The organism is Streptomyces vastus, assembly GCF_039532825.1.
Lineage (GTDB): Bacteria > Actinomycetota > Actinomycetes > Streptomycetales > Streptomycetaceae > Streptomyces > Streptomyces vastus.
The window spans coordinates 323,142-347,254 of the sequence record NZ_BAAASJ010000125.1; the positions used below are offsets into that span (position 1 = coordinate 323,142).

The window sequence follows — 24,113 nt, forward strand, 5'->3', positions numbered from 1 at the left end:
ACACACATCATGAAGGACTGATCACTCCATGGCGCCCCACCCCGAAGCCGATGCCCTCCTCTCCCGTTCGCACCGGCTCGGCGCTGATCCCCGTAACACCAACTACGCCGGCGGCAACGCCTCCGCCAAGGGCACCGGCACCGACCCCGTGACCGGCGGTGACGTCGAGCTCATGTGGGTCAAGGGATCCGGTGGCGATCTCGGGACTCTGAAGGAGTCGGGGCTGGCCGTTCTCCGGCTCGACCGGCTGCGGGCGCTCACCGTGGTGTACCCCGGTGTGGAGCGCGAGGACGAGATGGTGGCCGCGTTCGACTACTGCCTGCATGGGAAGGGCGGCGCGGCTCCCTCCATCGACACCGCCATGCACGGGCTTGTGGACGCGGCGCATGTCGATCATCTCCATCCGGACTCCGGTATCGCGCTCGCGTGTGCCGCCGACGGGGAGAAACTGACCGCAGAGTGCTTCGGGGACACGGTGGTGTGGGTGCCGTGGCGGCGGCCCGGGTTCCAGCTCGGGCTCGACATCGCGGCCGTCAAGGAGGCCAATCCCCAGGCCATCGGGTGCGTCCTCGGTGGACACGGGATCACGGCGTGGGGCGCGACCTCCGAGGAGTGCGAGCGCAACTCGCTGCACATCATCCGAACCGCCGAGGCGTTCCTGGCCGAGCGCGGCAAGGATGAGCCGTTCGGGCCGGTGATCGAGGGTTACGCGGCTCTCGGTGCCGCCGAGCGGAAGGAGCGGGCGGCTGCGCTGGCGCCGGTCATCCGTGGCATCGCCTCGCAGGACCGTCCGCAGGTCGGTCACTTCACCGACTCCGAGGTGGTCCTCGACTTCCTCGCGAGCGCCGAGCATCCGCGTCTCGCGGCCCTCGGCACCTCCTGCCCCGACCACTTCCTCCGTACCAAGGTCAGGCCGCTCGTCCTCGACCTGCCGCCGACCGCTTCCGTCGACGAGTCGATCGCCCGTCTCAAGGAGCTGCACGCCGAGTACCGCGAGGAGTACGCCGCGTACTACGAGCGGCACGCCCAGCCCGACTCCCCCGCGATGCGCGGCGCCGACCCGGCGATCGTGCTCGTGCCCGGTGTCGGCATGTTCAGCTTCGGCAAGGACAAGCAGACCGCGCGGGTGGCCGGCGAGTTCTACGTCAACGCGATCAACGTGATGCGCGGGGCCGAGGCGGTCTCCACGTACGCGCCGATCGAGGAGTCGGAGAAGTTCCGTATCGAGTACTGGGCCCTTGAAGAGGCCAAGCTCCAGCGGATGCCGAAGCCCAAGCCGCTCGCGACGCGGGTCGCGCTGGTGACGGGTGCGGGCAGCGGAATCGGCAGGGCGATCGCGCAGCGGCTCGCGGCGGAGGGCGCGTGTGTCGTGGTCGCGGACCTGAACGCCGAGGGGGCCGCGCAGGTCGCCGAGGAGCTGGGCGGCCCCGACAAGGCCGTGTCCGTCACGGTCGACGTGACCTCCGAGGAGCAGATCGCCCGGGCCTTCAAGGCGGCGGTGCTCGCCTTCGGCGGGGTCGACCTCGTCGTCAACAACGCCGGTATCTCCATCTCCAAGCCTCTGCTGGAGACGACGGCGAAGGACTGGGATCTCCAGCACGACATCATGGCCCGCGGTTCGTTCCTCGTCTCGCGCGAGGCGGCCCGGGTGATGACCCAGCAGGGCCTGGGCGGCGACATCGTCTACATCGCCTCCAAGAACGCCGTCTTCGCGGGCCCGAACAACATCGCGTACTCGGCGACCAAGGCCGACCAGGCGCATCAAGTCCGGCTGCTGGCAGCCGAGTTGGGCGAGCACGGGATCCGCGTCAACGGCGTCAACCCGGACGGTGTGGTGCGCGGATCGGGCATCTTCGCGGGCGGCTGGGGTGCACAGCGCGCCGCCACCTACGGGATCGAGGAGGAGAAGCTCGGCGAGTTCTACGCCCAGCGGACCATCCTCAAGCGCGAGGTTCTGCCGGAGCATGTGGCGGGCGCCGTATTCGCCCTGACCGGTGGGGACCTGACCCACACCACGGGCCTGCACATTCCCGTCGATGCCGGCGTCGCCGCCGCCTTCCTGCGATGACGGCTCCGATGTCGGCTCCGGTGAAGTCGTACGCGGCGGTCGATCTCGGCGCGTCCAGCGGGCGCGTCATGGTCGGCCGCGTCGGTCCGGACTCGCTCGGCCTCACCGAGGCGCATCGCTTTCCGAACCAGCCGGTACGCACCCCCGAGGGGCTGCGGTGGGACATCCTCGCACTGTACGGCGGCGTCCTCGACGGTCTGCGTACGGCAGGGCAGGTCGACTCGGTCGGCATCGACAGCTGGGCCGTGGACTACGGGCTGCTGGACGCGGACGGGGCGCTGCTCGGCAACCCGGTGCACTACCGCGACACACGCACCGAGGGTGTCGCGGAGAAGGTGTGGGCGACGGTTCCGGCGGACGAGCTGTATGCGCGGACGGGCCTCCAGTACGCGCCGTTCAACACGCTGTACCAGTTGGCGGCGGCTCGTGAGTCGGCTCAACTGGCGCACGCCGAACGGCTGTTGCTCATCCCGGACCTGCTGACGTACTGGCTCACGGGCGAGGCGGGCACGGAGCTCACCAACGCCTCGACGACCCAGCTGATCGATCCACGCACCCGCGACTGGGCCCATGACGTCGCCTCGCGCCTGGGCATCGACCTCGGGCTGTTCGCACCGCTGCGGCGGCCCGGAGATCCGGCGGGCCTGCTGCGCCCCGAGGTCCTGGAGGAGACCGGGCTGACCGGTCCGGTCCCGGTGACCACGGTCGGTTCGCACGACACGGCGTCCGCGGTGGCCGCCGTCCCGGCCACCGGCGGAGAGCGCTTCGCGTACATCTGTACCGGCACCTGGTCGCTCGCGGGCCTGGAGCTGGACGCGCCCGTGCTGACCGAGGCGAGCCGGGCGGCCAACTTCACCAATGAGCTGGGCCTCGACGGCACGGTCCGTTATCTCCGGAACATCATGGGGCTGTGGCTGCTCCAGGAGTGTCTACGGGCCTGGGGAGACCCGGAGTTGACCGCGTTGCTGCGCGCGGCGGCCGACGTCCCGCCGCTCAGGTCCGTCGTGGACGCCGGGGACGCGGCGTTCCTGGCCCCCGGCCGCATGCCCGCACGGATCGCCGACGCCTGCCGGGACTCGGGCCAGCCCGTGCCCGAGTCCCCCGCCGAGATCACGCGCTGCATCCTCGACTCGCTCGCCCTCGCCCACCACCGGGCGATCACCGAGGCCCAGGGCCTCGCCGACCACCCGGTCGACGTCGTCCACATCGTCGGCGGCGGCACCCGCAACGCCCTCCTGTGCCAGCTGACGGCGGACGCCTGCGGGCTCCCGGTTGTGGCGGGTCCGGCGGAGGCCGCCGCCCTGGGCAACGTCCTCGTCCAGGCGCGGGCCGGCGGCATCGTCGGCGACCGTACGGCGATGCGGCAACTCCTCGCCCGTACGCAGCCATTGGAGCGGTACGAACCGCGGGGTGACACGGCGGCGTGGCGTGCGGCTCAGGCCCGGCTCACCACCCGCTGAGCCGGAACCGCCGAACGGGGCCCGGTGGGCCGGGCCCCCTCCCGGTCGGCGCGTCCACGTCGTAACCTGACTCATCCGATGATCGATCCCAAGGAGCCGCGATGCGTGTCGCCCTGTTCCTGACCTGTGTCAACGACACGCTGTATCCGGAAACCGGCCGTGCCGTGGTGAAACTGCTGACCAGGCTGGGCGTCGACGTCGATTTCCCGATGGGCCAGACCTGTTGCGGGCAGGCGCACTACAACACCGGCTATCGCCATGAGGCCGAGCCACTGGCCCGGCATTTCTCCGATGTCTTCGGGGAGTACGAGGCGATCGTGACGCCCTCCGGCTCCTGTGGCGCCATGGTCCGGGAGCTGTATCCGCGCATGGGCGAGCGGGCCCGCGCGGAGGGGCGTGGCGACACCCTCGCGCGCACGCTCGCGCCGGTCGTGCCCAAGACGTACGAGCTCACGGAGTTCCTCGTGGATGTCCTGGGCGTGACCGACGTCGGCGCGTACTACCCGCACACCGTCACGTATCACCCGACCTGTCACGGTCTGCGCAGCCTGGGCCTCGGCGACCGTCCCCGTCGGCTCCTCCAGGCGGTCAAGGGCCTGGAGCTGAGGGAGCTTCCCGGCGCTGACGAATGCTGCGGCTTCGGCGGCACTTTCGCCGTGAAGAACTCCGACGTCTCATCGGCGATGGGCGCCGACAAGGTCCGTAACGCCGCGTCGACGGGCGCGGACGCGCTGTGTGCCGCGGACAACTCCTGTCTGATGCACATCGGCGGCACGATGGCCCGCCTCAGAACGGAGATGCGGCCGGTGCACATCGCGGAGATCCTGGCGAGCACGGAAGAGGAGCCCCTGACATGAGCGGCACCTTCGTCGGTATGCCGGCCTTCCCCAAGGCCGCGCACGAAGCCGTCCACAACCAGACCCTGCGCGGCAACCTGCGACACGCCACGCACACGATCCGTGCCAAGCGAGCCAAGGCGGTCGCGGAAGTGTCCGACTGGGCGGCGCTGCGCGAGGCGGGCAAACAGATCAAGGACCATACGCTCCGTCATCTCGACCGGTATCTCGTGCAGTTGGAGGAGTCGGTCACTGCGGCGGGCGGCATCGTGCACTGGGCGGCCGACGCGGACGAGGCCAACCGCATCGTCGCCGACCTGGTGAAGATGACCGGCGAGAGCGAGGTCGTGAAGGTCAAGTCCATGGCCACCCAGGAGATCGGCCTCAACGAGGCGCTGGAGGCCGAGGGCATCCACGCGTACGAGACCGATCTGGCCGAGCTCATCGTGCAGTTGGGCAAGGACCGGCCGTCCCACATCCTCGTCCCGGCGATCCACCGCAACCGCGGCGAGATCCGCGAGATCTTCGCACGCGAGATGAGCGAGTGGGGCCGCGCGGCACCCGAAGGGCTCACGGACACCCCCGCCGAACTCGCCGAGGCCGCCCGTCTGCACCTGCGCGAGAAGTTCCTGCGCGCCAAGGTCGGCATCTCCGGCGCCAACTTCATGGTCGCCGAGACCGGCACGATGGTGGTCGTCGAGTCCGAGGGTAACGGCCGTATGTGTCTGACCCTCCCCGAGACGCTGATCTCGGTCGTCGGCATCGAGAAGATCGTGCCGACCTGGCAGGACCTGGAGGTCTTCCTCCAGACGCTCCCCCGTTCCTCGACGGCCGAGCGCATGAACCCGTACACCTCCATGTGGACCGGCACCACCGGCGGTGACGGACCGAGCACCTTCCACCTGGTGCTCCTCGACAACGGCCGAACCGACACGCTCGCCGACGAGGTCGGCCGCCAGGCCCTGCGCTGTATCCGTTGCTCGGCGTGTCTCAATGTCTGCCCGGTGTACGAGCGGGCGGGCGGCCATGCGTACGGCTCGGTGTACCCGGGCCCGATCGGCGCCATCCTCAGCCCTCAACTGAGGGGTACCGAAAGCGAGATCGACGCCTCCCTGCCGTACGCCTCCTCGTTGTGCGGCGCCTGCTACGAGGTGTGTCCGGTGGCGATCGACATCCCCGAGGTGCTCGTGCATCTGCGGGAACGGGTCGTCGAGGGAGGCGCGGTGACCCGGGACGGCAACAAGGTCGTCCTCAAGCCCGCGAAGGGACACGCCGCCGAACGGGCCGCGATGCGTGCGGCACGCTGGGCGTTCAGCCACCCCGGTGCCCTGCGCACCGGCCAGCGGCTGGCGTCGCGGAGCCGCCGCTTCCATCCCCGTACGCTGCCGGGCCCCGGCAGCGCGTGGAGCGCGACCCGCGATCTGCCGACGGTGCCGTCGGAACCGTTCCGCGACTGGTGGCAGCGTACGCAGGGCGGAAAGCACGGCAGGAAGGACGCCAAGTGAGTACCAGGGATGTGATCCTCGGCCGCGTGCGGCGCGCGCTGGCGGACGTGCCACGGGACGCAACGCCGTACGAGCAGGCCGTTGACCGGGGTTATCTGCCCGAGCACGGAGACCGGAGTGTCGAGCAGACGGTGGATCTGCTGGCCGAGAACCTGGCGGACTACCGGGCGATCGTGCACCGCTGCGAGGCCGACGGCCTTGCGGCGCTGATCGCCGGGCTGCTCGCCGGGCGGGGTTCGACGTCGGTGGCCGTGCCGCCGGGCCTGGATGCTGACTGGCTGGCTGCGACCGATGTCACGCGCGTTCCCGACCGTTCCGAGAGCACACCGCACGAACTCGACCAGGTCGACAGCGTGATCACGGCGTGCGCGGTGGCCATCGCCGAGACCGGCACGATCGTGCTGGACGGCGGCCCGGATCAGGGTCGCCGCCGCATCACGCTTGTCCCGGATCACCACATCTGTGTCGTACGCGTACCGGACCAGGTCGTCTCCTCGGTGCCGCAGGCGCTCCCGCGTCTCGACCCGGCACGCCCGCTGACCTGGATCTCCGGCCCTTCGGCGACCAGTGACATCGAACTCGACCGGGTCGAGGGGGTGCACGGCCCGCGCACCCTCGAGGTGGTGCTGGTGAACGATCGTGCTGTCGGCGGGAGTTGAACGGATCGCACGCGGGCCTCGTACTTCACGGAGACAACGGGGCGGCCGGCAGCCGTGGCTGACAGCCATGGCACAGCGGGCCGACCCGTTTGCCGTGCCAAGGAGGACCCGACGGATGACCGCACACCGCCGCATCGCCGCCCTCGTCGGAGTGGCTCCGCTGCTGCTCACGCTGTGGGCCGCCTGGCCCGTCGCAGCGCAAGGAGCGCAGGACGGCGCCGCCGCACCCGCGAAGTCGTCGACGATCGTCACCAGCACGACCGCCGAGTCCCCGGCGGGAGTCACGAGCGAGCGCGGTGAAGCGGTGTCCTCCGAGGACTCCGTAGTCGATGACCGTGCGAGTACCGCCCTGCCCCTCGTGGCGGGCGGCGCGGCGGGCTTGCTCATCACGGGAGGCGCCGCCTTCACCTTGCGGCGGCGTCGCTGAGCTGCCGCTGGGCCGGCGACAGGCAGTGACTGGGATACGGAACTCCCTCGGTCGACCGTACGTTCTCGGGAAGATCACGCAACCGATGACGTACGCCGCTCACCGGCTTAGTCTTGGGCGGTACTTTCAGGCCAACTCGGAGATGCCCCATGCCTCATGACGTTCCGTTGATCAACAGCAGCGTGCCGCACTCCGCGCGGATCTGGAACTACTGGCTCGGGGGCAAGGACTGCTACGAGATCGACTGCGAGGTCGGTGACCAGATCCGCGAGGTGAACCCGGAGATCGTCCAGATCGCCCGGGCCCAGCGGGCGTTCCTCAAGCGGACCGTCACGTATCTGGCCGCTGAGGTCGGCATCCGCCAGTTCCTCGACGTCGGCACGGGACTGCCCACGTTCGACAACACCCATGAGGTCGCCCAGCGGATCACCCCCGAGGCGCGGATCGTGTACGTGGACCACGACCCCATCGTGCTGGCCCACGCCACGGCACTGCTGACCAGCACGCCCGAGGGCGCCACCGACTACATCGATGCGGACCTGCGCGACCCGGCGGCCATCCTGGAAGGGGCCGCGCGGACGCTGGACTTCGAGCAGCCGGTGGCGCTGATGCTGCTGGGCATCGCGGCTCACGTACCCGACGACAGTGTGTACGGCATCGTCGAGCGCCTGCTGGACGCCCTGCCGTCCGGCAGCCACCTCGTGTTCTGCGACAGCACCGAGGTGTTCCATCCCGAGGCGATGCGCGCCATGGTCGAGCAGTGGAACCAGGCGAGCGACAACCCTCGCACCAACCGCAGCCCCGACCAGCTCGCCCGCTTCTTCGGAGGCCTCGAACTCCTCGATCCCGGCCTGGTCTCCGTCGCCCAGTGGCGCCCCGGGCCGTCCGAGGCCGTCGCCGCTGAGGAGGACGAGCCCCAGGCACCGGACGAGCCGCAGGAAGTGGACAGCTTCGGCGGGGTGGCACGCAAGGCGTAACCGCAGCGGCGCGCGGGCATCGGGCGGGCGCCGGATGGGCGCCTGCCACAGTGATCCGACACCGCTCCCTGCTGCGACGCTCACAGAGCGCTCGTGGGAACGGCGGTCGTCTCACTTGCCGACGAGGCGCATGTGCTGGTCGTTGTAGCGGTCGCCGTGTACGCCGAGGCGGGCCACCGTGGCATCGAGGTCGGCCACATCGTCGGCGGACAGGGCGACCTGTGTCGCGCCGGCGTCTCCGATTCGGGGTCGCGGGTCCACAGGGAGTACTCGCTCTGCACGGCGGTCACGGGGTGGACGGCGTGGGCCCTGCGGATCGTCGCCGACCAGGTCCTGTACGTCACCGACGGCGTCGGCCTGTGGCAGCACAACCGTGGACGCCGCCGTGCGGGACGTGGCGATCCTGGGCAACCGGATCCGCAACAACGGCCGCCGTGCCGCGCCGGCGACATCGGGCGGCGGCGAAGGCGTGTGCTTCACCAGCCTGTCGATGACCGACTCCCACGCCGACTGGCCCACGGACGGGCACCGGTCAGCCGGCCTCCCGAGCGTGAGTCAGCGGGTAAGTCCGGCCGCGTCGCAGGCGGGCCGGAGTTCCCGGATGCAGATCTGGTCGATGGTGTACACGCCGTCCTCGACGAGTGTCTGCTCGATGTTGCCGACCGTCACCGCCGTCGGATCGAGCAGGACGGACGGGATGTTCTTGGTGGTGGGACTGTCATAAGTCGTCGTGGCGACATCGCGGCCATCCTCGCCGCGCCCCAGGGCGACGGCCATGGCGGCGACCGCGGCGGCTTGAGTCCCGAAGGGTTTGTACACCGTCATGTACTGCTCGCCCTTGACGATGCGCTGCACGGCGTCGAGATCGGCGTCCTGGCCGGTGACGGGGGGCAGCTCTTTGACGCGGGCCCTCTTGAGAGCGGAGATGACTCCTGCGGCTATGTCGTCGTTGGCCGCCAGGACGCCGCCGATCCGGTCCGGGCCAAGGGCCGCGATGGCGGCGGACATGTTGGCGTGGGCGTTCTCCGGCCTCCAGCCCTGGGTGTCGTACGACCTGATGATCTTCACCTCACCGGTGAGAACCGACAGCGCGCCCCTCCGGAACCACGCCGCGTTGGAGGTGGTCGGATCGCCGTTCATCATGACGACGTTCCCGCCGTTCCCCTTGTCGGCCATGGCCTTCAGGAGCGCCTCGCCCTGGAGCCTGCCGACCTGCGCGCCATTGAAGCTGACAAAGCCCGAGATCGGGCCTTCGGCGAGCCGGTCGTAGGCGACGACCGGGACTCCCGCCTCGCGTGCCTCCTGGATCGAGGAGCGGAGCGCCTTGGTGTCGGCGGGGTCGAGGATCAGGACCCTGACCCCCTTGGTGATCATGGAAACCATCTGCTGCCGCTGATTCGCCACGTCGTTCTCTGCGTTGGCGTACTCCACGGTGCAGGAGGGACACCGCTCCTTCAGCTGCTGCTCGATCAGTGGCCTGTCCCATTCCTCCCAGCGGGGGGTCGTTCGGTTCGGCAGCAGCAGGCCGACGGCGAAGCTGTCGGTGCCCGCCTCGCCGTCCCCGCCGCAGGCGGCCAGGGACATCGCCGTGAATCCCGCTACGACCGCCGCGACGATGCGCCACTTACGGGACATACGGGCCTTGCGGGACATGTGTGTCCTACGGGTTCTCACACCAGACCCCCTCATTGCGTTCCGGGCCCCGAGTTCGCGGGAGCCGGCTCCTGCGGCGGCACAGCGATCTCGCTCCACACCTGCTTGCCGCCGGCCACCGGCACCGTGCCGAAGGACTCCGACACTGCTTCGACCAGAACCAGGCCTCGGCCGCCGGTGGCCTCCCAGTCCACGATCACCGGCTTGGCGGGCGCACGCGGCGAGGCGTCGCTCACGCTGACTCGCACCCGGTCTCCGCGGAGCATCAGGTCGACGCGGACCTCACCCTGAGTGTGCACCAGGGCATTGGTGACCAGCTCGGACACGACCAGCAGCGCCGCGTCGGCCGCTTCCTGCACCTTCCACCGACGCAGAGTGCGCGCCGTGAAACGGCGGGCGTGCATGACGGCGTCGGGCAGCCGCCACACCGCCCAGCCGGCCCGTATCGGCCTGATCTCCATGCCGTCGTAGCGCAGCAGCAACAGGGCCACGTCGTCCTCACGACGGCCGATGTCGCCGAGCAGTTCGTCGGCCATCCGCCCGGGATCCACCGGATCTGCTGCGGCGAGCGCGACACGCGTCCGGAGCATGCCCTCGTCCAGAGGCAGGTCGGAGGCCTCGACCAGACCGTCGGTGACCAGGGCGAGTACCGCGCCGGGGGCCAGTGCGACCGCGGTCATGGGGAACTCCGCCTCCGCGAGAATGCCCAGTGGAGGCCCGCCCTCGACCTGCACTTCCTCGGTACTGCCGTCGGGATTGCGCACCAGCGGTGAGAGGTGCCCGGCCCGGACGAACAGGATGTTGCCCTCCTCCATGTCCAGTTCGGCATAGCAGCAGGTGGCGAACAGGTCGGTCTCCATGCCGACGAGGAGGCGGTTGGCGTGTGAGAGGACCACGTCGGGCGGGTGGCCCTCCACTGCGTAGGCCCTGACCGCGGTACGCATCTGGCCCATGATCGTCGCGGCTCCGGCACTGTGTCCTTGTACGTCCCCGATGACCAGCGCCACACGATCCTCGGAGAGGGCGATGACGTCGTACCAGTCACCGCCCACCTGCAGCCCCCGCCTGGCGGGCAGGTAGCGGGCGACGGCCGTCCCCCCGGGCAGCTCGGGGAGGCGCCGGGGCAGCAGACTGCGCTGCAGCATCGTCGCGAGCTCCTGCTCGGCGTCGTACGCGTGCGCACGATTGAGGGCCTGCCCGACCAGCGCCGCGGTGGCGGTCAGCAGGGACCGCTCCTCGGGGACGAACTCGTGCGGCCGGTCCCAGCCGACCAGGCACACGCCGGCGACCCGGCCCTTGGCAGGGAGGGGCAGGACGGCCAGACCCCCGGTGCCGATGCCTGCCAGTCCCGGTTCGAGGGCCGTGCCGGCGGGCCACAGATCCATACGTCCGTCCCGCAGAGCCATCTGAAGAGTGGGCAAGGCACTGACCGGTGCGTCGGGCCACTCCGAGCGCCACTCCGATCGCCATATCTCCGGCCAGGCGTCGGGCTGCGGCGGGTCGAGCACGCTGACCGTGAGCCGGTCGTCCTGCAACTCGGCGAGCGCCACCCTGTCGGCGCCCAGCGGCTCACGCAGCGCGGTGACCACCACCCGGCCGACGTCACCGACCGTTGCGGCATCGTCGAGTGCGGCGGTCAGCCACTGGATCCTGGAGACGTCGTCGGCACTCCGGCGCAGGACCGAGGTCGCCATCACCAGGCCCAGCACCTGCTCCGGCCGGTCATCGCCGGTGGCCGCCACCCTGCAGATCAGGCTCAGCCAGCGCATTTCACCGGTAGGGCGGCGGACACGGAACTCCAGCTCCCGACGGCCGAACGCCTGGCCGGACGGCTCCAGGACCGACATCAGCGCGTGCATGTCCTCGGGGAGGGTGTGCGCGATCAGAGTGTCGGCCTTGCCGTCGAAGTCGTCCGGCGCGATCCCGACCAGCTCGAGCAGAGTCTCGTCCGCCTCGATCAGGCCGGTGTCCGGCACCAGGACGAAAGTCCCGACGCGCAGACTCCGCAGGGCGGGACTCAGGAGCGACGACGGTGCGGGGCGGCCGCTCCCGGCCTGGAGCAGGCCGGCGATCGCGTCGGCGTACCGCTCCAGGAAGCTCCGCTGCTCGGCCTCGAAGCCGTCCGCGGGATGCCCCACGACGACAAGGCAGCCCAGTCGCCTGCCCGCAGCCCTCAGTGGCAGCGCACCCAGCGACGTCTCCGCTCGCGGCGGCGTCGGCCCGCCCTCGGAGTAGGAGGCGAGTGCCCCGGGGTTCAGCCACAGAGGCCGGTCGCTGCGGAAAGCCTGCGCCGCGGGTGAGCCGCCGGACAGGGGCAGCCGCTCCGGCAGCCCGTACCGGGAACTGGCGTATCCGGCCGCTTCCAACAACCGGAGCTCTTCGGCCCTGGCACCGAGCACATAGACCGCTGCCAGCGCCGCTCCCGCGAACGTCAGGGTCCGGTCGCTCACGGCGGCCTCTGGCACCGGAGGCGGAGAACCGGTGTCCGCGGCGCCGGCCTCGGATGCCCGCAGCTCCGTGACTCCGGCCCGGGCACGGCCGTCATGAGGCATCTCCGCAACTACCTCCCGTCCATGCCGCAGGTACCGACAAGATCGGGGCACCCACTACCAGAATCGCACACGGGGACTAAATGGACAGATCTACTTGATTGGTACTTGCGCCGGACATCGACGGCCGCCGCCGCTGCGGGTCGCGTCCCGCGGAGTGGTGCAGGAATCCGGACCGCCGCGCTCCGGTGGCCGCGTCTGCGGTGAACGCCGTCATGAGTTGCTCGGCCACGTCGGCGCCGCCCGCAGCGGCGGAAGCGGCGCTCTGCCGAAGCGCCGCGACCCCAGCGCGGGCGGTGACCTGCGGAGCCGGACACTCCGCGTCGCCGCACCACTTCGCGGGACGCGACCCCGCTGCGATCGCGGATCACCACAGCCGGTGTCAAACTGACGACGTGGTCGTCATCGTCTGTCACTTCCGCTCCCCCCGCACACGCACCCCCGACACCGCGATGCACGCGCGCCGTTTCCCCACGCGTACCCGTTGAAGGCCGGTCGCGCGTACTCCGTGAGCGCCCCCTCACCACGCAAGGTGCAGGACAAGGGAGGTCTCTCACATGAAGGCCTGCATACGGGCAGCGGCCATCGCCATGACCGCCGTCTCGACGGCCGTTGCTCTCGCGGCGTGCGGCGCGGGTGCCGGGAACGACTCCGGCGGGGGGAACGCGCCGACGATCGGTCTGCTGCTGCCGTCCGCCACCACGGATCGTTGGGAGGCACAGGACAGGCCGTTGTTCGAGAAGAGGGTCAAAGAGCTGTGCGGCGACTGCACGGTCGAGCATGGCAATGCCGAGAACGCCGTGGCCGTCCAGCGGCAACAGATGGACTCGATGATCACCAAGGGGGTCGATGTCATCGTGGTCGTCGCCGTGGACGCCAGATCGCTCGGCGCCGCGGTCAGGAAGGCGGATGAGGCGGATATCCCGGTCATCGCCTACGACCGCCTCGCCGAGGGCCCGGTCTCCGGCTATGTCTCCTTCGACGGCGAGGAGGTCGGCAGGCTGCAGGGCCAGGCACTGCTGAAGGCCATGGGTGCCAAGGTGCCCGGCGGCCAGATCGTCATGATGAACGGCGATCCCAGCGACCCCAACGCGGCGGCGTTCAAGGAAGGCGCACTGTCCGTGCTCGAGGGGAAGGTGAAGATCGGCAAGGCGTACGACACCCTCCATTGGAGGACGGAGACCGCGAACATGAACATGTCCGGCGCCCTCTCCGCCCTCGGTGCCGACAACATCGACGGTGTGTACGCAGCCAACGACGGCCTCGCCGCCGGCAGCATCTCCGCCCTCAAAGCGAACAAGGTCAACCCGCTGCCACCCGTCACCGGGCAGGACGCCGAACTCGGATCCTTGCGGCGCATCGTCGCCGGCGATCAGTACATGACCGTCTACAAGCCCTTCGGACCCCAGGCTTCCGCCGGCGCCGCCATGGCCGTGGCCGCGGCCCGCGGTGAAAGCCTCGACCCCGTTGCCACGGGCACGGTGGAGACCAGCACCGGGAACGCCGTCCCGGCCGTCCTGCTGACCCCTGTCTCCGTGACCGTCGGCAACATCAGGGACACCGTGGTGAAGGACCGCGTGTACACGATCCAGCAGATCTGCACCCCCCAACTCGAGGCCGCCTGCAGGAGGGCGGGGCTGATCTGACAGGCCGGTCCAACGAGGTCCGGGCCCCGGGAAGGAGATGGTTCGCGTGCCGGCTCCCCCCTTGCTGGCCCTGCACGGCGTGTGCAAGCGCTTCGGCGTCGTCGAGGTCCTCACGGACATCGAGCTGGAGATTCACGCCGGCCAGGTGGTCGCTCTTCTCGGCGACACCGGAGCCGGCAAGTCCACCCTGGTCAAAGTGATCTCCGGCGTCGCCCCCGCGGACAAGGGCGCCATCGAGTGGGAGGGCGGGACGGTCCAGATCAGGCGGCCGCACGACGCCCGGGACCTCGGCATCGCCACCGTCTACCAGGACCTCGCACTGTGCGGGAATCTCGACGTCGTGGGCAATCTGTTCCTCGGACGGGAGATCCGCAGGTTCGGGTTCCTCGACGAGATGGAGATGGAGCGCCGCACCAGAGAACTGTTGGAACGCCTGACCAGGGGTGTGCCCGATCTGCGCGCCCCCGTCGTCTCGCTGTCCGGCGACCAGCGGCAGACGGTCGCCATCGCCCGCTCGCTCCTCGGCGACCCACGGGTCCTCCTCCTGGACGAACCGACCGCGGCTCTGGGAACCGACCAGGCCAACGAAGTAATGGACCTCGTCGACGAGCTGCGTGACCGCGGCAAGGGAGTGCTGCTCATCAGCCACAACCTGGGCGATGTCAAAGCTCTCGCGGACCGGGCCGCCGTGCTGCGGCTCGGTCGCAACAACGGCTTCTTCGACGTGAATACGGCACCTCAGGAACAGATCCTCTCTTCCATCACCGGCGCCACGGAAAGCGTGCCGCGCCGGATGGCCACCCGGGATGCGGGGTGGTGAAAGGGATGCGCAACATGGCGGACAAAGACACGCGGGCCGAACCCGCCACACCCACCTCCGAGGCCCGTCCTCCACACCGCCGACGGGCCGTCGCGCGGGCCGTGGAGAGCCGGGTCGCCGTCTTCCGGCACAGGCTGAGCGCCGGTGAAGTGGGCTCGCTCCCCATCGTCCTCGTCCTCGCCGCGGTCTGGATCACCTTCCAGTCCCTCAACGAGAACTTCCTCTCACCCCGGAACCTGTCCAATCTCAGCGTGGACATCGTGGGCACGGGTCTGATCGCGGTCGGCCTCGTCTTCGTGCTGCTGCTCGGTGAGCTCGATCTGTCGGTCGGCTCGATCAGCGGCCTCGCGGCGGCCGTCTTCGCCGTTCTGAACGTGAACAACGGCGTGCCGGAATGGCTGGCCCTCATCATCGGAGTCCTCGCGGGCACCGTGGCGGGAACCGTCCAGGGCTTCTCCTTCGCCAGGACCCGCGTGCCGGCGTTCGTCGTCACACTCGCCGGGCTGCTCACCTGGAACGGCCTCATGCTCTACGTCCTCGGGACCAGCGCCACCGTCAATCTCGACGAGAACGGGCTCGTCGCCAAGCTGACCAGCCATTACTTCACCAACGACGCCGCCGCCTACGGCCTGGCGGCGGTCGGCGTGGGCCTCGTCTTCCTCGTGTCCTACCTGGACAGGCGGCGCCGCAAGGCCGTCGGCATGCCGCACCGCTCACTCCGGGAAACAGCGGTGCGCACGGGAGGCCTCGCGGTGATCGCGTTCGCCTCCGCTTATCTGCTCAACCGGTTCCAAGGGCTGCCGCTAGCCCTCCTGATCTTCCTCGTGGTCGTGGCCGTCCTCGACGTCATTCTCCGCCGCACGCACTACGGGCGGCAGGTCTACGCGCTCGGCGGCGGTGTCGAGGCGGCCCGTCGCGCCAGCCTCAGTGTGGCGCGGGTGCGGACCGCGGTGCTCGCCGTCTCGGGCACCATGGCCGCGGTCGGCGGCCTGTTCCTGGCCTCGCGCATCACTTCGGTGAGCCAGGGTTCGGGCTCAAGCATCCTGCTGCTCAATGCCATCGCCGCCGCCGTCATCGGTGGCACCAGCCTGTTCGGAGGACGAGGTACGACCTGGTCAGCGGTGCTCGGCATGCTGGTCATCCAGTCGATCGCCTCGGGCATGGCCATCACGGACACCCCCGCTGCCGTCCAGTTCATGATCACGGGCGGGGTGCTCTTCGCCGCGGTGGTCCTCGACTCACTGTCACGACGCTCGCAGGAAGCGCATGGGCGGGCTTGACGCGCCTGCCGGTTCCTCCCGGTTCAGCGCACCCTTCCCCGCGGCTTCAGCGGCACCGGCGGCAGTTCGGGAGCGGTCAGCGGATCACCGTCGTACCCCTTCACCTCACCGAAACGCGAGCCCGCCATCCAGTCCCAGCGGGCCTGCTCGATGTCGGGAGATGGGCTCCACACACGCGAGCAGGAGCAAATTCCCCATCGCCGACTGCGTCACGGTTCACCGGAATACGTGCAGGACCCCTGGATGGCGCGATGGCGGAAACGAGGTCCCCTGGACGGGATAGTCGAATAGGAGGGCGGGTATCCGGAAGTGGCTCATTAGACTTTGGGGGCCGCTGTGATCAAGGTTCTTGTTGTGCATGACACCTGTCTGTTACGGCAGGCGCTGGCCATCCTGTTATGCCGGGAGCATGACCTGGAGGTGAACACGGCGTCGTGGTCGGACGCGGTGACCGGGTTGGTTTCCTGGCAGCCGCGGGTGTGCGTGCTGGATGTGGACGCACCGGAACCGGCGGCGCCCATGTCTCAGTTGGCGCTGCTGGCCGAGCAGGCGGCTGAGCGGAAATGCGGTCTGCTGGTGCTGGCGCCACCCAGCAGACCGGGGCTGCTGTATCGCGTTTCGCAGGCGCGGGCGATGGGATACGTCAGCAAGGGCGAGCCGTGCGAGGCGCTTCTGGGAGCCATCAGGCACGTGGCGCAGGGCGAGCAGTTCGTGGACACCTCACTGGGATGGGACTTTCTGCAGGCTAGTCGAGTCCCGCTGACCGAGCGGGAGTTGAGTGTTCTGTCCCTGGCCTCGCAAGGAGCTTCCGTTGCGGAGATAGCGGGTGACCTGCACCTGACGCACGGAACCGTGCGCAACTATCTGTCGGCCATCACCCGCAAGACGGGGGCCCGCAACCGCGTCGACGCCATCCGCATCTCCCAGAAGGCAGGCTGGGTCTGAGACGTTGAGACGCTCCCCCGCGCACGTTTCCTCTCACCGATGTCCACCCCCGGCCGCGAACGCCGTTGCGTCCCAGTGGCCGACCATGTCGCGGTACAGGGGCGAGCGGGTCAGCAACTCGTCGTGGGTCCCACACTGGACGTGTGCGCCGTCCATAACCAGGATCCGGCCGGCCCGTTGGGCGGAGGTGATCCGATGGGCGATGAGCACCAGTGTGCCTGGTCTGCGAGCGAAGGCCACCTCCGCACGGGCCTCGGCTGTCGGATCCAAGTGGCAGGTGGCCTCGTCCAGCAGGGCCAGTGGTGCGGGCGAAAGGTAGGCCCTGGCCAGTGCGATCAGCTGGGCCTCGCCTGTGGAGAGGGTCGAGGGATCGACGGACGAGTCGAGTCCGCCGAGCCTGCCGGCCAGAGCGTCGAGTCCGAGACACGCGACAGCGGCCTGCACCGTGCCATCGGGCAGCGGTTTCGGGCACAAGTACAGCAGGTTGTCACGGAGGGTGCCTGAGAACACGTACGCCTCCTGAGGGATGAGTACGCGCAGGGCTGCCAGCTCTTCCGCAGGTCGGCCACTGACCGGCACACCGGCGATTCGCACCTGCCCGCTGCGGGGGCTCAGCAGGCCGGCGATGAGGCCGACGAGGGTCGACTTGCCGATACCGCTGGGCCCGACGACGACCAGATGCCCGCCCTCCGGCAGCGTCAGGTGCAGATCGCGGATGACGGGCCGGGTGTGGTCGCCATGGGCGAAGGTGACGCCGTCCAGGTCGACCGCGGGAGGCCTGGAGGCCCGGGACGGCCCGTACGGTGCCGGGTGAGCCGCCCGTACGCGGGCCTGCCGTTCGGCCGGGCGGCAGGCCCGCCCGGCCTGCGGCCCCGTACCGCCCGGAGCCGTCAGGCGGGCCGGGTCGGCGTCCCCTGCGGCACCGCCGGTGTCCACACTCTGATCCGCGCGGCTGCCTGGCGGCGCGCTCACCGGGTCGGCCCACAGCCGCCGCAGGACGGCCCCCAGCCGCGTACCGGCCGTGCCCAGGCCCTGCGTCAGGTTGTGCAGCGCCGGCAGCAGCGACTGCGTGACGTACACGAGCGCGCCTGCCAGGGCACCCGCCGTCACGCCGTGGCGCAGCAACCACGGAGCGGCACCCAGCAGCAGGATGACCGGCAGCCGCCCCGCGAGAGCAATCGCGAGGACACGGGACACCTCCCAGCGTGCCAGCGACCGCGAGGCCCGGAACTCGGCCGCGATCAGGGCGTCCGTCTCCTCGGCCATCACGTCCTCCGCACCGGTCGCGGTGACGTCCCGCAGACCACAGGCGAGGTCACCGCATTGCCGCGCAAGGTGCTCGTCAACCGCCAAGTACGCCTCCTGCCGCCGGGCCAGCGGGCCGAGGGTCGCCACGAACAGTCCCAGTCCGGCGGCCAACGGGGGCATCACCACCGCAAGCAGGAGCGGATCCAGCGCGAACAGGCCCGCCAAGGCACCGGCTGCGGTGAAGACGAACGAACGGGCGGCCATCGTCACCCCGGCAAAAGTGTCCCGGGCCAGCTCCACCTGCTGAGTGAGCCGTGAGACCGCGGTCGCGTCGGTCTGGTGCGGCCCGGCCACGGCCCGCACCAGGGCACCGGAGACCACCCGGCGCACCAGCGCGTCACGCAGCGGTTCGACCAGCCCGGCCAGCGCCCGATATGCACGTCCGGTGCCGAAGGCCGCAGCGATCACCGACACGGCGGCCGCCGCGAGCCATGCCAGGCCAAGGTCCGGCCGGGCCCTGAGAAAACCGTCGTCCAGCGCCCGGGCCAGGGCGATGCCCAGCAGGAAGGCCTGACCGGCTTCGAGGACGGACCACCCTGCCAGGGCGGCGACTGGCGCCTTGTGGCGGCGCAGAAATGCGAGGGCGGCGTCCCGCAGACCGCACTCGGTCTCCTCGGGCGCGACGCCACGGGCCGCGTCAGCCACCCGGCCCTCCTCCCCCCTGATCGAGCAAAGGGGCTGGAGTCGGCCGATCGTCCTCGATGCACGGCGGCTCGAAGACGGCCCGGTACTCCGGCAGGCACCACAGCGCGGCGTGCGGGGCGACCGCCCGCACCTGCCCACCGTCGAGCCAGGCCACCAGGTCGGCGCGGGCCGCCGTGGACGCGCGGTGGGCGACGACGACACGGGTGCGGCCATCGAGCCCGTGCCACAATGCGGCGCCGATGCGGTGCTCGGTGACCGTGTCGAGGCTGGAGGTGGCGTCGTCCAGCACGAGCAGTCGGCCACTGTGCGCGAATGCCCGGGCCAGGCCCAGACGTTGCACCTCACCGCCGGACAGGGCTGTGGCCCGGCAGGCGGTCTCGTAGCCGTCCGGCAGGAGGCGTACGAAGTCATCGGCACACGCCTGGCGGGCCGCCGAGACGACCGTCTGTCGCGGAACGGTGGTGGGGCCGACGGCGATGGCACTGCCGACCGTGCCACCGAAGAGGGCGGGTCGTGCGAAGGCGTAGCCGACAGCGCGGCGCAGCTCGTCGCGGCACAGCTCCGGCAGGGGCACCCCGTCGAGAAGCACGACGCCCTCGTCGGGATCGGCGAGCCGTCCCGCGATCGCGGCGAACACCGACTTGCCCGTCCCGGAACGCCCGACCACGGCCAGCGAGGAACCGGCCGGAACCGACACGTCGACGGCGCGGAGCACCGTGCGGCCGCCGCGCACCGCGGCGACGCCTCGGAACTCCAGCGTTCCGGCGCCTGCCGGGAGCCGCCGTGTACCGTGCGCGGTGGCGGGCTCGGCGAGGACCTCGGCGATCCTGTCGGCGGCCGCACGGCTGTGTACGACATCGTTGACCCGGGAAACCAGCATGCCGATGCCTGTGGCGAGTGCGGCGTAGCGTGAGGCCGCGAGCAGTTCGCCGACCGTCAGGCGGTGAGCGGTCAGAAGCAGGCCGCCGACGGCGAGGACGAGGAGTTGCAGCAGCGGAAGGATCGCCGCGGCCCGAGCCGTCGAACGGCCCAGGACTCGCCAGGTCCGGTGTCCGTGCCGGCCGAGTTCGGGCAGCGGGCGCAGGATGCGGGACCTTTCACGCCGGGTGGTGCCCGCGGCGGCCACCGTGCGTGCACCGCGCAGCGTCTCCAGCAGACGGCCGGCCATCTCACCCTGGATCCGCTGGTAACGCGAGACGCTGTCGGAGGTGTCGCGCACGAAGGCCCGCAGCAACAGTACGAGTAGGGGTATGCCGAGGATGAAAGCCGCTCCCAGCCACGGATCGAGGAGCGTGAGGACGAGCAGCGCGCCCAGCGGTGTGACCCCGGCGGCCAGCAGCCCGGCGACGGCTGCCGGAGCCGCGCCGGTGTGTGCGGCGTTGCCGACCACCCGGGAGGACAGGTCTCCAGGGGAGAAGCGGTTCTGGGCGGACGGCCCGACCGCCAGTATGTGACGCAGCAGCCGCCCTCGCGTCCAGGCCGCCGTACGGGCAGCGGTCGTTCCGGTGAGCAGGGCCTCGCCCGCTTGGGCGGCGATGAGCGTGCCCGTCAGTGCCGCCGCCAGCACAGTCCAGCGCCCGGCCCACGGTGCCTGCCGGTCCGTCAGCAGTGCGTCGACGGCGTGGCCGAGCACGCTGGGCATGACCAGCTCCGCAGCCGCGGTTGCCACGCCGATCAGGCACAGCGCGGTGCAGCGGCCGGCGCTGTGCCGCACGACGTCGCGCAGGAAGCGGTGGGTTGAGGGACCGGGCTCGGGGCGGCGGGGGGCGCCCAGGCGCATCGCTTCGACCTTCCCGGGAGGGGGCGCGGGACCCGGCGGTCACCAGGCGTGCCCCCGGACGACGGCTGCCGTCCGGGGGCACGCCCTTCGGTCTGTCAACGACGCCCGGCGGTCACAGGGGCGGGGATGCGCCGGGGCAGAGCTGTCACAGGCACAGGGTGGTGGAGGAGGTGCTCGCGGAGCACAGCAGCAGGCTCGCGCTGCTCACCGTCGAAGCGGCGTTCTCCGGCGACTCCGGCGGTTCGGGAGTCTCGAGTGTCTGCAGGTCGAGCAGTGTCATGGTGCGTCCTTTCGGCTCGGTGCCGCCTCCGTACGCATCCCGCCTCGGTATCGCCCCGCGGAATCTCCGTCGGTGACGTGCGCGGGTGATGTCCGTACGGACTCGGCGCGTGCGAGTGGATCTTCCGTTTCGGCCCCCTGGTGCTGGGACCGGCTCTGGGGCCGCCGGAGCGGCGGGAGGAAGGGGAACGCGGCCGGGCGCTCGTCGAGCGCGGCGCCGATCGCCAGCAGGCAGCCCGCCGTTCCCGTGGCGAGGTCCATCGACAGGCGCATCACCTGGTCGCCGGCGAAGGCCAGCTGCCCGCGGTAGGGCACGGCGTGCCAGGACAGGCGGGCGACCTGGTCGGCCAGATGACGGGGAGCGACCTCGGGGGTGGTGGTGCGGGCGAGGTGCAGCACCATGCCCGCGCGCCCGCCGAAGAGCCCCGACTGGGCGTAGAAGCGTGACGTGGCGGCGGGAAGGACCGCCGTGCGGGCACACGCGAGGTCCTGGTCGTCGTGGCGGGCGAGGTAGTCGTCGAGCACCATGGCGATGCCCACGCTGCCCTGGCCGAGATACGGCATGGAGCGGCGGCCTTCGTCCACGGCCAGCGCGCCCGAGCGGTCCATCGCGCAGTGCGCCAGGTCGGCACGGAGGTGGCGGGCGGCCAGCTCGAGCAGGGCAGGTGCCCCGGTGCGCTCGTGCAGCCGCAGAAAGCACAGTGCGGGGCCACTGGATCCGTACAGCAGGCCGGCCTTGTCCGCCCTGGGGGCCCGCTCACCGCGGTTTGCTCCGTTCGCGCTGCCGGGCGGAGCCCGCAGCGGGTCCGGACCGCCGGGGAGGCGCTCCGCCCGGTCCGCGAGCAACTGGACCGCTTCTAGGGCGCGGTCGTGCAGGACCGTCTCGCCCGTGGTGCGCGACAGTTCGTCCAAGGCGAGCGCGACGCCGGCCAGCCCTCCGTACAGATCGGGCCCCAGGCGCTGCCATCTCTCGCCCAGCACCCTCTCGGTCAATTCCAGTGCGGGTCCGGTGTGGCCGAGGCGCGCCAGGACCCAGGCGGTGCCGAGCAGCCCGTCGAACAGGCCGAGGGGAGTGCCGGGTCCGGGCGCCGAGGTGTGCCGCAGCAGCCACTCCTCGGCCGGCTCATGGCGTGGGCAGCCGGTCTCGGCGAGTGCGTACAGGACGCCTGCCGCCCCGTGCGCCAGGCTGGTGCCGCCACCGTCCTTGAACTGCTCGATGTCCCCAGGGAACAGGCGGTCGTCTCGTTCAGGTGTGGCACTCGCGATGAGCGCCCGGTACATCGAGTCCCGGCTGCGCGGCCAGTCGCCCGGGTCGACCGGCGGATAGCGTTCGGCCCGTCGACGGCGCCCCTGCGGTGTTCCGCCCCGGTGCGACTGCGGCGTCCCAGTGATCTCGCGTACGGCGTCGGCCAGGAAGGCGCGCGGCACGGGGAACTCCGCGGCAGCCGCGTCGGCGAGGTGGGCGGCCTTGCCGCGGTCGACGCCGAGCAGCGTCGTCAGTGGGAGGAAGAGCGCGAGGCGCAGGCACGCCAGGGCATAGCGGTCGATGGCGAAGCCATGGCGGTCGCCCGGCGCGAGGAAACCGGGGTGGGCGACGACCTGACGGCGGTCCTCGTCGACGTGCGCGGCGGCCTCGAAGTCGATCAGACGCACGGATTCCTCGTCGGGGCCGATGAGGATGTTGAACAAGTGCAGGTCGTTGAAGACGATTTCGCGGTCGTGCACGGCGGCGAGGGCGTGCTCCACGGACCGCTGCACGCGCAGCGCCCAGGCGGTGTAGTCGGCGAGCACGCCGGGATCGGGATCGGAGACGAGCAGCGGATGGCGTCGGCCGAAATATGTGTTGAGGGTGCTCCCCTCCAAGTACTCCATCACCAAGAAGCGATGGTCGTCCAGCACGAACCAGTCCCGCACCTCCGGCGCCACGCCCGACCCGGAAAGGCGTTCCAGGACCGCCCGTTCGCGCTCCAGCCGGGTGACGGCGTCCGCGCCGTCCGCCGCCAGACCCGCGTGCGGCCGGGCCTCCTTGAGCACGACCTTCTCACCGGTCCGCAGGTCGTGGCCGGCGTAGACCCCGCCCCCGTTGGAGAAGTGCAGGGCCTGCTCGATCCGGTAGGGCAGACCGCTGGTGGTCGTGGCGTTGCGGGCGGCCAGCTCCGGCTCGAGGAAGTCGGGCAGGACCACCCACTCCGGGACGTGGAACACCGGATCCCTGCGGTCCGGCACCAACCGGCCGCTGCCGTCCTCGACAGCCGGCACGAGTGTTCCGTCGGCGTCCGGGCAGAACCGCTGGGTGAAGCCTCCGTACCTCACATACAGGGGCCCCTGTCGCCAGCGCAGATCGGTGAGGATGTACGGTCCCGGCTCGCCGTCCAGTAACTCGCCCAACTTCTCGAGGGCACGGTGGAGTTGTTCCTCATCGCTCGGATAGAGGGTGGCGAACTTCCCGCTGGCGCCTCGCCCGGCATACTTCGAGTTCCTCAGGAAGAGGTGGTTCGGTCCGGGCACGAACTTGAACGGAATCGTCTGGGAGACGCAGTAGTCCCAGACGACACCGGCCGTCTTCTCCGCGTTGTCCAGGCAGGCCGATACGTGGATCTTCCAGCCCTGCGCGGGAGTTTGCCCGTTGGCCGGCGACAGGTGCAGCCAGTCACCGGACCGGTGCCGGCGCCAGCCGTCCGGCGCGGGCCGGTTGGCGGGCTCGTAGAGCTGCGGTGTGCCGTCGACGCCGCCGAAGAGCCGGTTCGGTGTCTCGTAGAAGTGGTCATCGGCGAGACAGAAGACCTCGTATCGCTTCTCCATGTGTCTCCTCTGCTGGGTCATCACCAGACTCCGGCGGGGATGCGGCCTCGTACAGTCACGCCTGTCATCGGTCGCCCATGACAAACGCAGCACTCGGGAGACATCCCTGTCACGGCGCGAAAGGCGTGGACGACCACCACGGTCCGCTGCTCGGCTGCGAGTACCTTGCGGCCCCAACTCGTTCTGATGGTCGCGCCACCAGCGGCATGGCTCCGTCGTCACCGCCGTCTACCCCCGTGGCGCACCACAAGTGTGGTGCCCCGGACAGGTTCGCTCACGGCTGCAGGCCCTCAGGTCGGGCGCCGGTCGGCGTCCTGGAAAAGCCGGGGTCCGTGGCAGTGGTCCTCGGGCGGTCACCGCGCGCAAGTCGCGAAGCCCCCCGGGACCAACCGTGCCCAGACGTGTCCGTCCCCCTCGGCCAGGTCTACCGAGGGGGACGGAGAAGGCATCTGCCGGTGATACACCCAGGACACA

Annotated in this window: 18 protein-coding genes and 1 pseudogene; 11 read left to right on the top strand and 8 right to left on the bottom strand. The window is 70.5% G+C overall.

What is annotated here, in order from left to right:
* The first annotated feature begins 28 nt into the window (after nt 1-28).
* The 7 genes from ABD357_RS43840 to ABD357_RS43870 all read left to right on the top strand — a co-directional run bounded on the left by ABD357_RS43840 (nt 29) and on the right by ABD357_RS43870 (nt 7,932).
* Complete coding sequence (locus ABD357_RS43840; protein ID WP_344397390.1) at nt 29-2,068, top strand: bifunctional aldolase/short-chain dehydrogenase; 2,040 nt, start codon at nt 29-31, stop codon at nt 2,066-2,068.
* Between the two features lie 8 nt (nt 2,069-2,076).
* On the top strand, nt 2,077-3,528 hold the full coding sequence (locus ABD357_RS43845; RefSeq protein ID WP_344397642.1) for a rhamnulokinase: 1,452 nt from the start codon (nt 2,077-2,079) through the stop codon (nt 3,526-3,528).
* 101 nt (nt 3,529-3,629) lie between these two features.
* Nucleotides 3,630-4,385 carry a (Fe-S)-binding protein gene (locus ABD357_RS43850; protein WP_344397393.1) on the top strand — a complete coding sequence of 252 codons (756 nt, stop codon included), beginning with the start codon at nt 3,630-3,632 and terminating at the stop codon, nt 4,383-4,385.
* Entirely contained in the window at nt 4,382-5,869 is a 1,488-nt protein-coding gene (locus ABD357_RS43855) for a LutB/LldF family L-lactate oxidation iron-sulfur protein (protein WP_344397395.1), read from the top strand. Before ABD357_RS43850 ends, ABD357_RS43855 begins: the two co-directional genes overlap by 4 nt.
* The gene (locus ABD357_RS43860) at nt 5,866-6,528 is read left to right on the top strand and encodes a LutC/YkgG family protein (protein ID WP_344397397.1); all 663 of its coding nucleotides are present in this window, start codon (nt 5,866-5,868) and stop codon (nt 6,526-6,528) included. Before ABD357_RS43855 ends, ABD357_RS43860 begins: the two co-directional genes overlap by 4 nt.
* A gap of 115 nt (nt 6,529-6,643) precedes the next feature.
* Complete coding sequence (locus ABD357_RS43865; protein ID WP_344397399.1) at nt 6,644-6,955, top strand: hypothetical protein; 312 nt, start codon at nt 6,644-6,646, stop codon at nt 6,953-6,955.
* A 149-nt stretch (nt 6,956-7,104) separates the two neighbouring features.
* The gene (locus ABD357_RS43870) at nt 7,105-7,932 is read left to right on the top strand and encodes an SAM-dependent methyltransferase (protein WP_344397401.1); all 828 of its coding nucleotides are present in this window, start codon (nt 7,105-7,107) and stop codon (nt 7,930-7,932) included.
* A 111-nt stretch (nt 7,933-8,043) separates the two neighbouring features.
* Here ABD357_RS43870 and ABD357_RS43875 read toward each other — a convergent pair whose 3' ends face one another.
* From ABD357_RS43875 to ABD357_RS43885, 3 genes are read right to left on the bottom strand one after another with little or no spacing between them, the layout of a single operon-like run.
* The gene (locus ABD357_RS43875) at nt 8,044-8,451 is read right to left on the bottom strand and encodes a hypothetical protein (protein WP_344397653.1); all 408 of its coding nucleotides are present in this window, start codon (nt 8,449-8,451) and stop codon (nt 8,044-8,046) included.
* A gap of 36 nt (nt 8,452-8,487) precedes the next feature.
* Nucleotides 8,488-9,585 (bottom strand): sugar ABC transporter substrate-binding protein, encoded by a 1,098-nt coding sequence (locus ABD357_RS43880; RefSeq protein ID WP_344397403.1) that lies wholly within the window; start codon nt 9,583-9,585, stop codon nt 8,488-8,490.
* A gap of 32 nt (nt 9,586-9,617) precedes the next feature.
* Nucleotides 9,618-12,137 (bottom strand): SpoIIE family protein phosphatase, encoded by a 2,520-nt coding sequence (locus ABD357_RS43885; RefSeq protein ID WP_344397404.1) that lies wholly within the window; start codon nt 12,135-12,137, stop codon nt 9,618-9,620.
* A gap of 554 nt (nt 12,138-12,691) precedes the next feature.
* Here ABD357_RS43885 and ABD357_RS43890 point away from each other — a divergent pair.
* From ABD357_RS43890 to ABD357_RS43900, 3 genes are read left to right on the top strand one after another with little or no spacing between them, the layout of a single operon-like run.
* Nucleotides 12,692-13,780, top strand: a complete 1,089-nt coding sequence (locus tag ABD357_RS43890) for a substrate-binding domain-containing protein (RefSeq protein WP_344397405.1) — start codon at nt 12,692-12,694, stop codon at nt 13,778-13,780.
* Nucleotides 13,781-13,817: 37 nt separating this feature from the next.
* On the top strand, nt 13,818-14,600 hold the full coding sequence (locus ABD357_RS43895; RefSeq protein ID WP_344397406.1) for an ATP-binding cassette domain-containing protein: 783 nt from the start codon (nt 13,818-13,820) through the stop codon (nt 14,598-14,600).
* Nucleotides 14,601-14,605: 5 nt separating this feature from the next.
* Nucleotides 14,606-15,880, top strand: coding sequence for a sugar ABC transporter permease (locus ABD357_RS43900; RefSeq protein WP_344397408.1), 1,275 nt, complete (start codon nt 14,606-14,608; stop codon nt 15,878-15,880).
* 23 nt (nt 15,881-15,903) lie between these two features.
* Here ABD357_RS43900 and ABD357_RS43905 read toward each other — a convergent pair.
* Nucleotides 15,904-16,035 (bottom strand): annotated as a pseudogene (locus tag ABD357_RS43905) (pirin family protein); the annotation flags it as partial.
* Nucleotides 16,036-16,216: 181 nt separating this feature from the next.
* On the opposite strand from ABD357_RS43905, the gene ABD357_RS43910 reads away from it, so the two are divergent.
* Nucleotides 16,217-16,825, top strand: coding sequence for a response regulator transcription factor (locus ABD357_RS43910; RefSeq protein ID WP_344397410.1), 609 nt, complete (start codon nt 16,217-16,219; stop codon nt 16,823-16,825).
* Between the two features lie 33 nt (nt 16,826-16,858).
* Here the strand turns inward: ABD357_RS43910 and ABD357_RS43915 are convergent, their stop codons facing one another.
* The 4 genes from ABD357_RS43915 to lanKC all read right to left on the bottom strand — a co-directional run bounded on the left by ABD357_RS43915 (nt 16,859) and on the right by lanKC (nt 23,639).
* Nucleotides 16,859-18,778 carry an ATP-binding cassette domain-containing protein gene (locus ABD357_RS43915; protein WP_344397412.1) on the bottom strand — a complete coding sequence of 640 codons (1,920 nt, stop codon included), beginning with the start codon at nt 18,776-18,778 and terminating at the stop codon, nt 16,859-16,861.
* Entirely contained in the window at nt 18,771-20,558 is a 1,788-nt protein-coding gene (locus tag ABD357_RS43920; RefSeq protein ID WP_344397414.1) for an ABC transporter ATP-binding protein, read from the bottom strand. Before ABD357_RS43920 ends, ABD357_RS43915 begins: the two co-directional genes overlap by 8 nt.
* 145 nt (nt 20,559-20,703) lie before the next feature.
* Entirely contained in the window at nt 20,704-20,838 is a 135-nt protein-coding gene (locus ABD357_RS43925; RefSeq protein WP_189326111.1) for a SapB/AmfS family lanthipeptide, read from the bottom strand.
* The gene (gene lanKC / locus ABD357_RS43930) at nt 20,835-23,639 is read right to left on the bottom strand and encodes a class III lanthionine synthetase LanKC (RefSeq protein ID WP_344397418.1); all 2,805 of its coding nucleotides are present in this window, start codon (nt 23,637-23,639) and stop codon (nt 20,835-20,837) included. Before lanKC ends, ABD357_RS43925 begins: the two co-directional genes overlap by 4 nt.
* Nucleotides 23,640-24,113 lie beyond the last annotated feature (474 nt).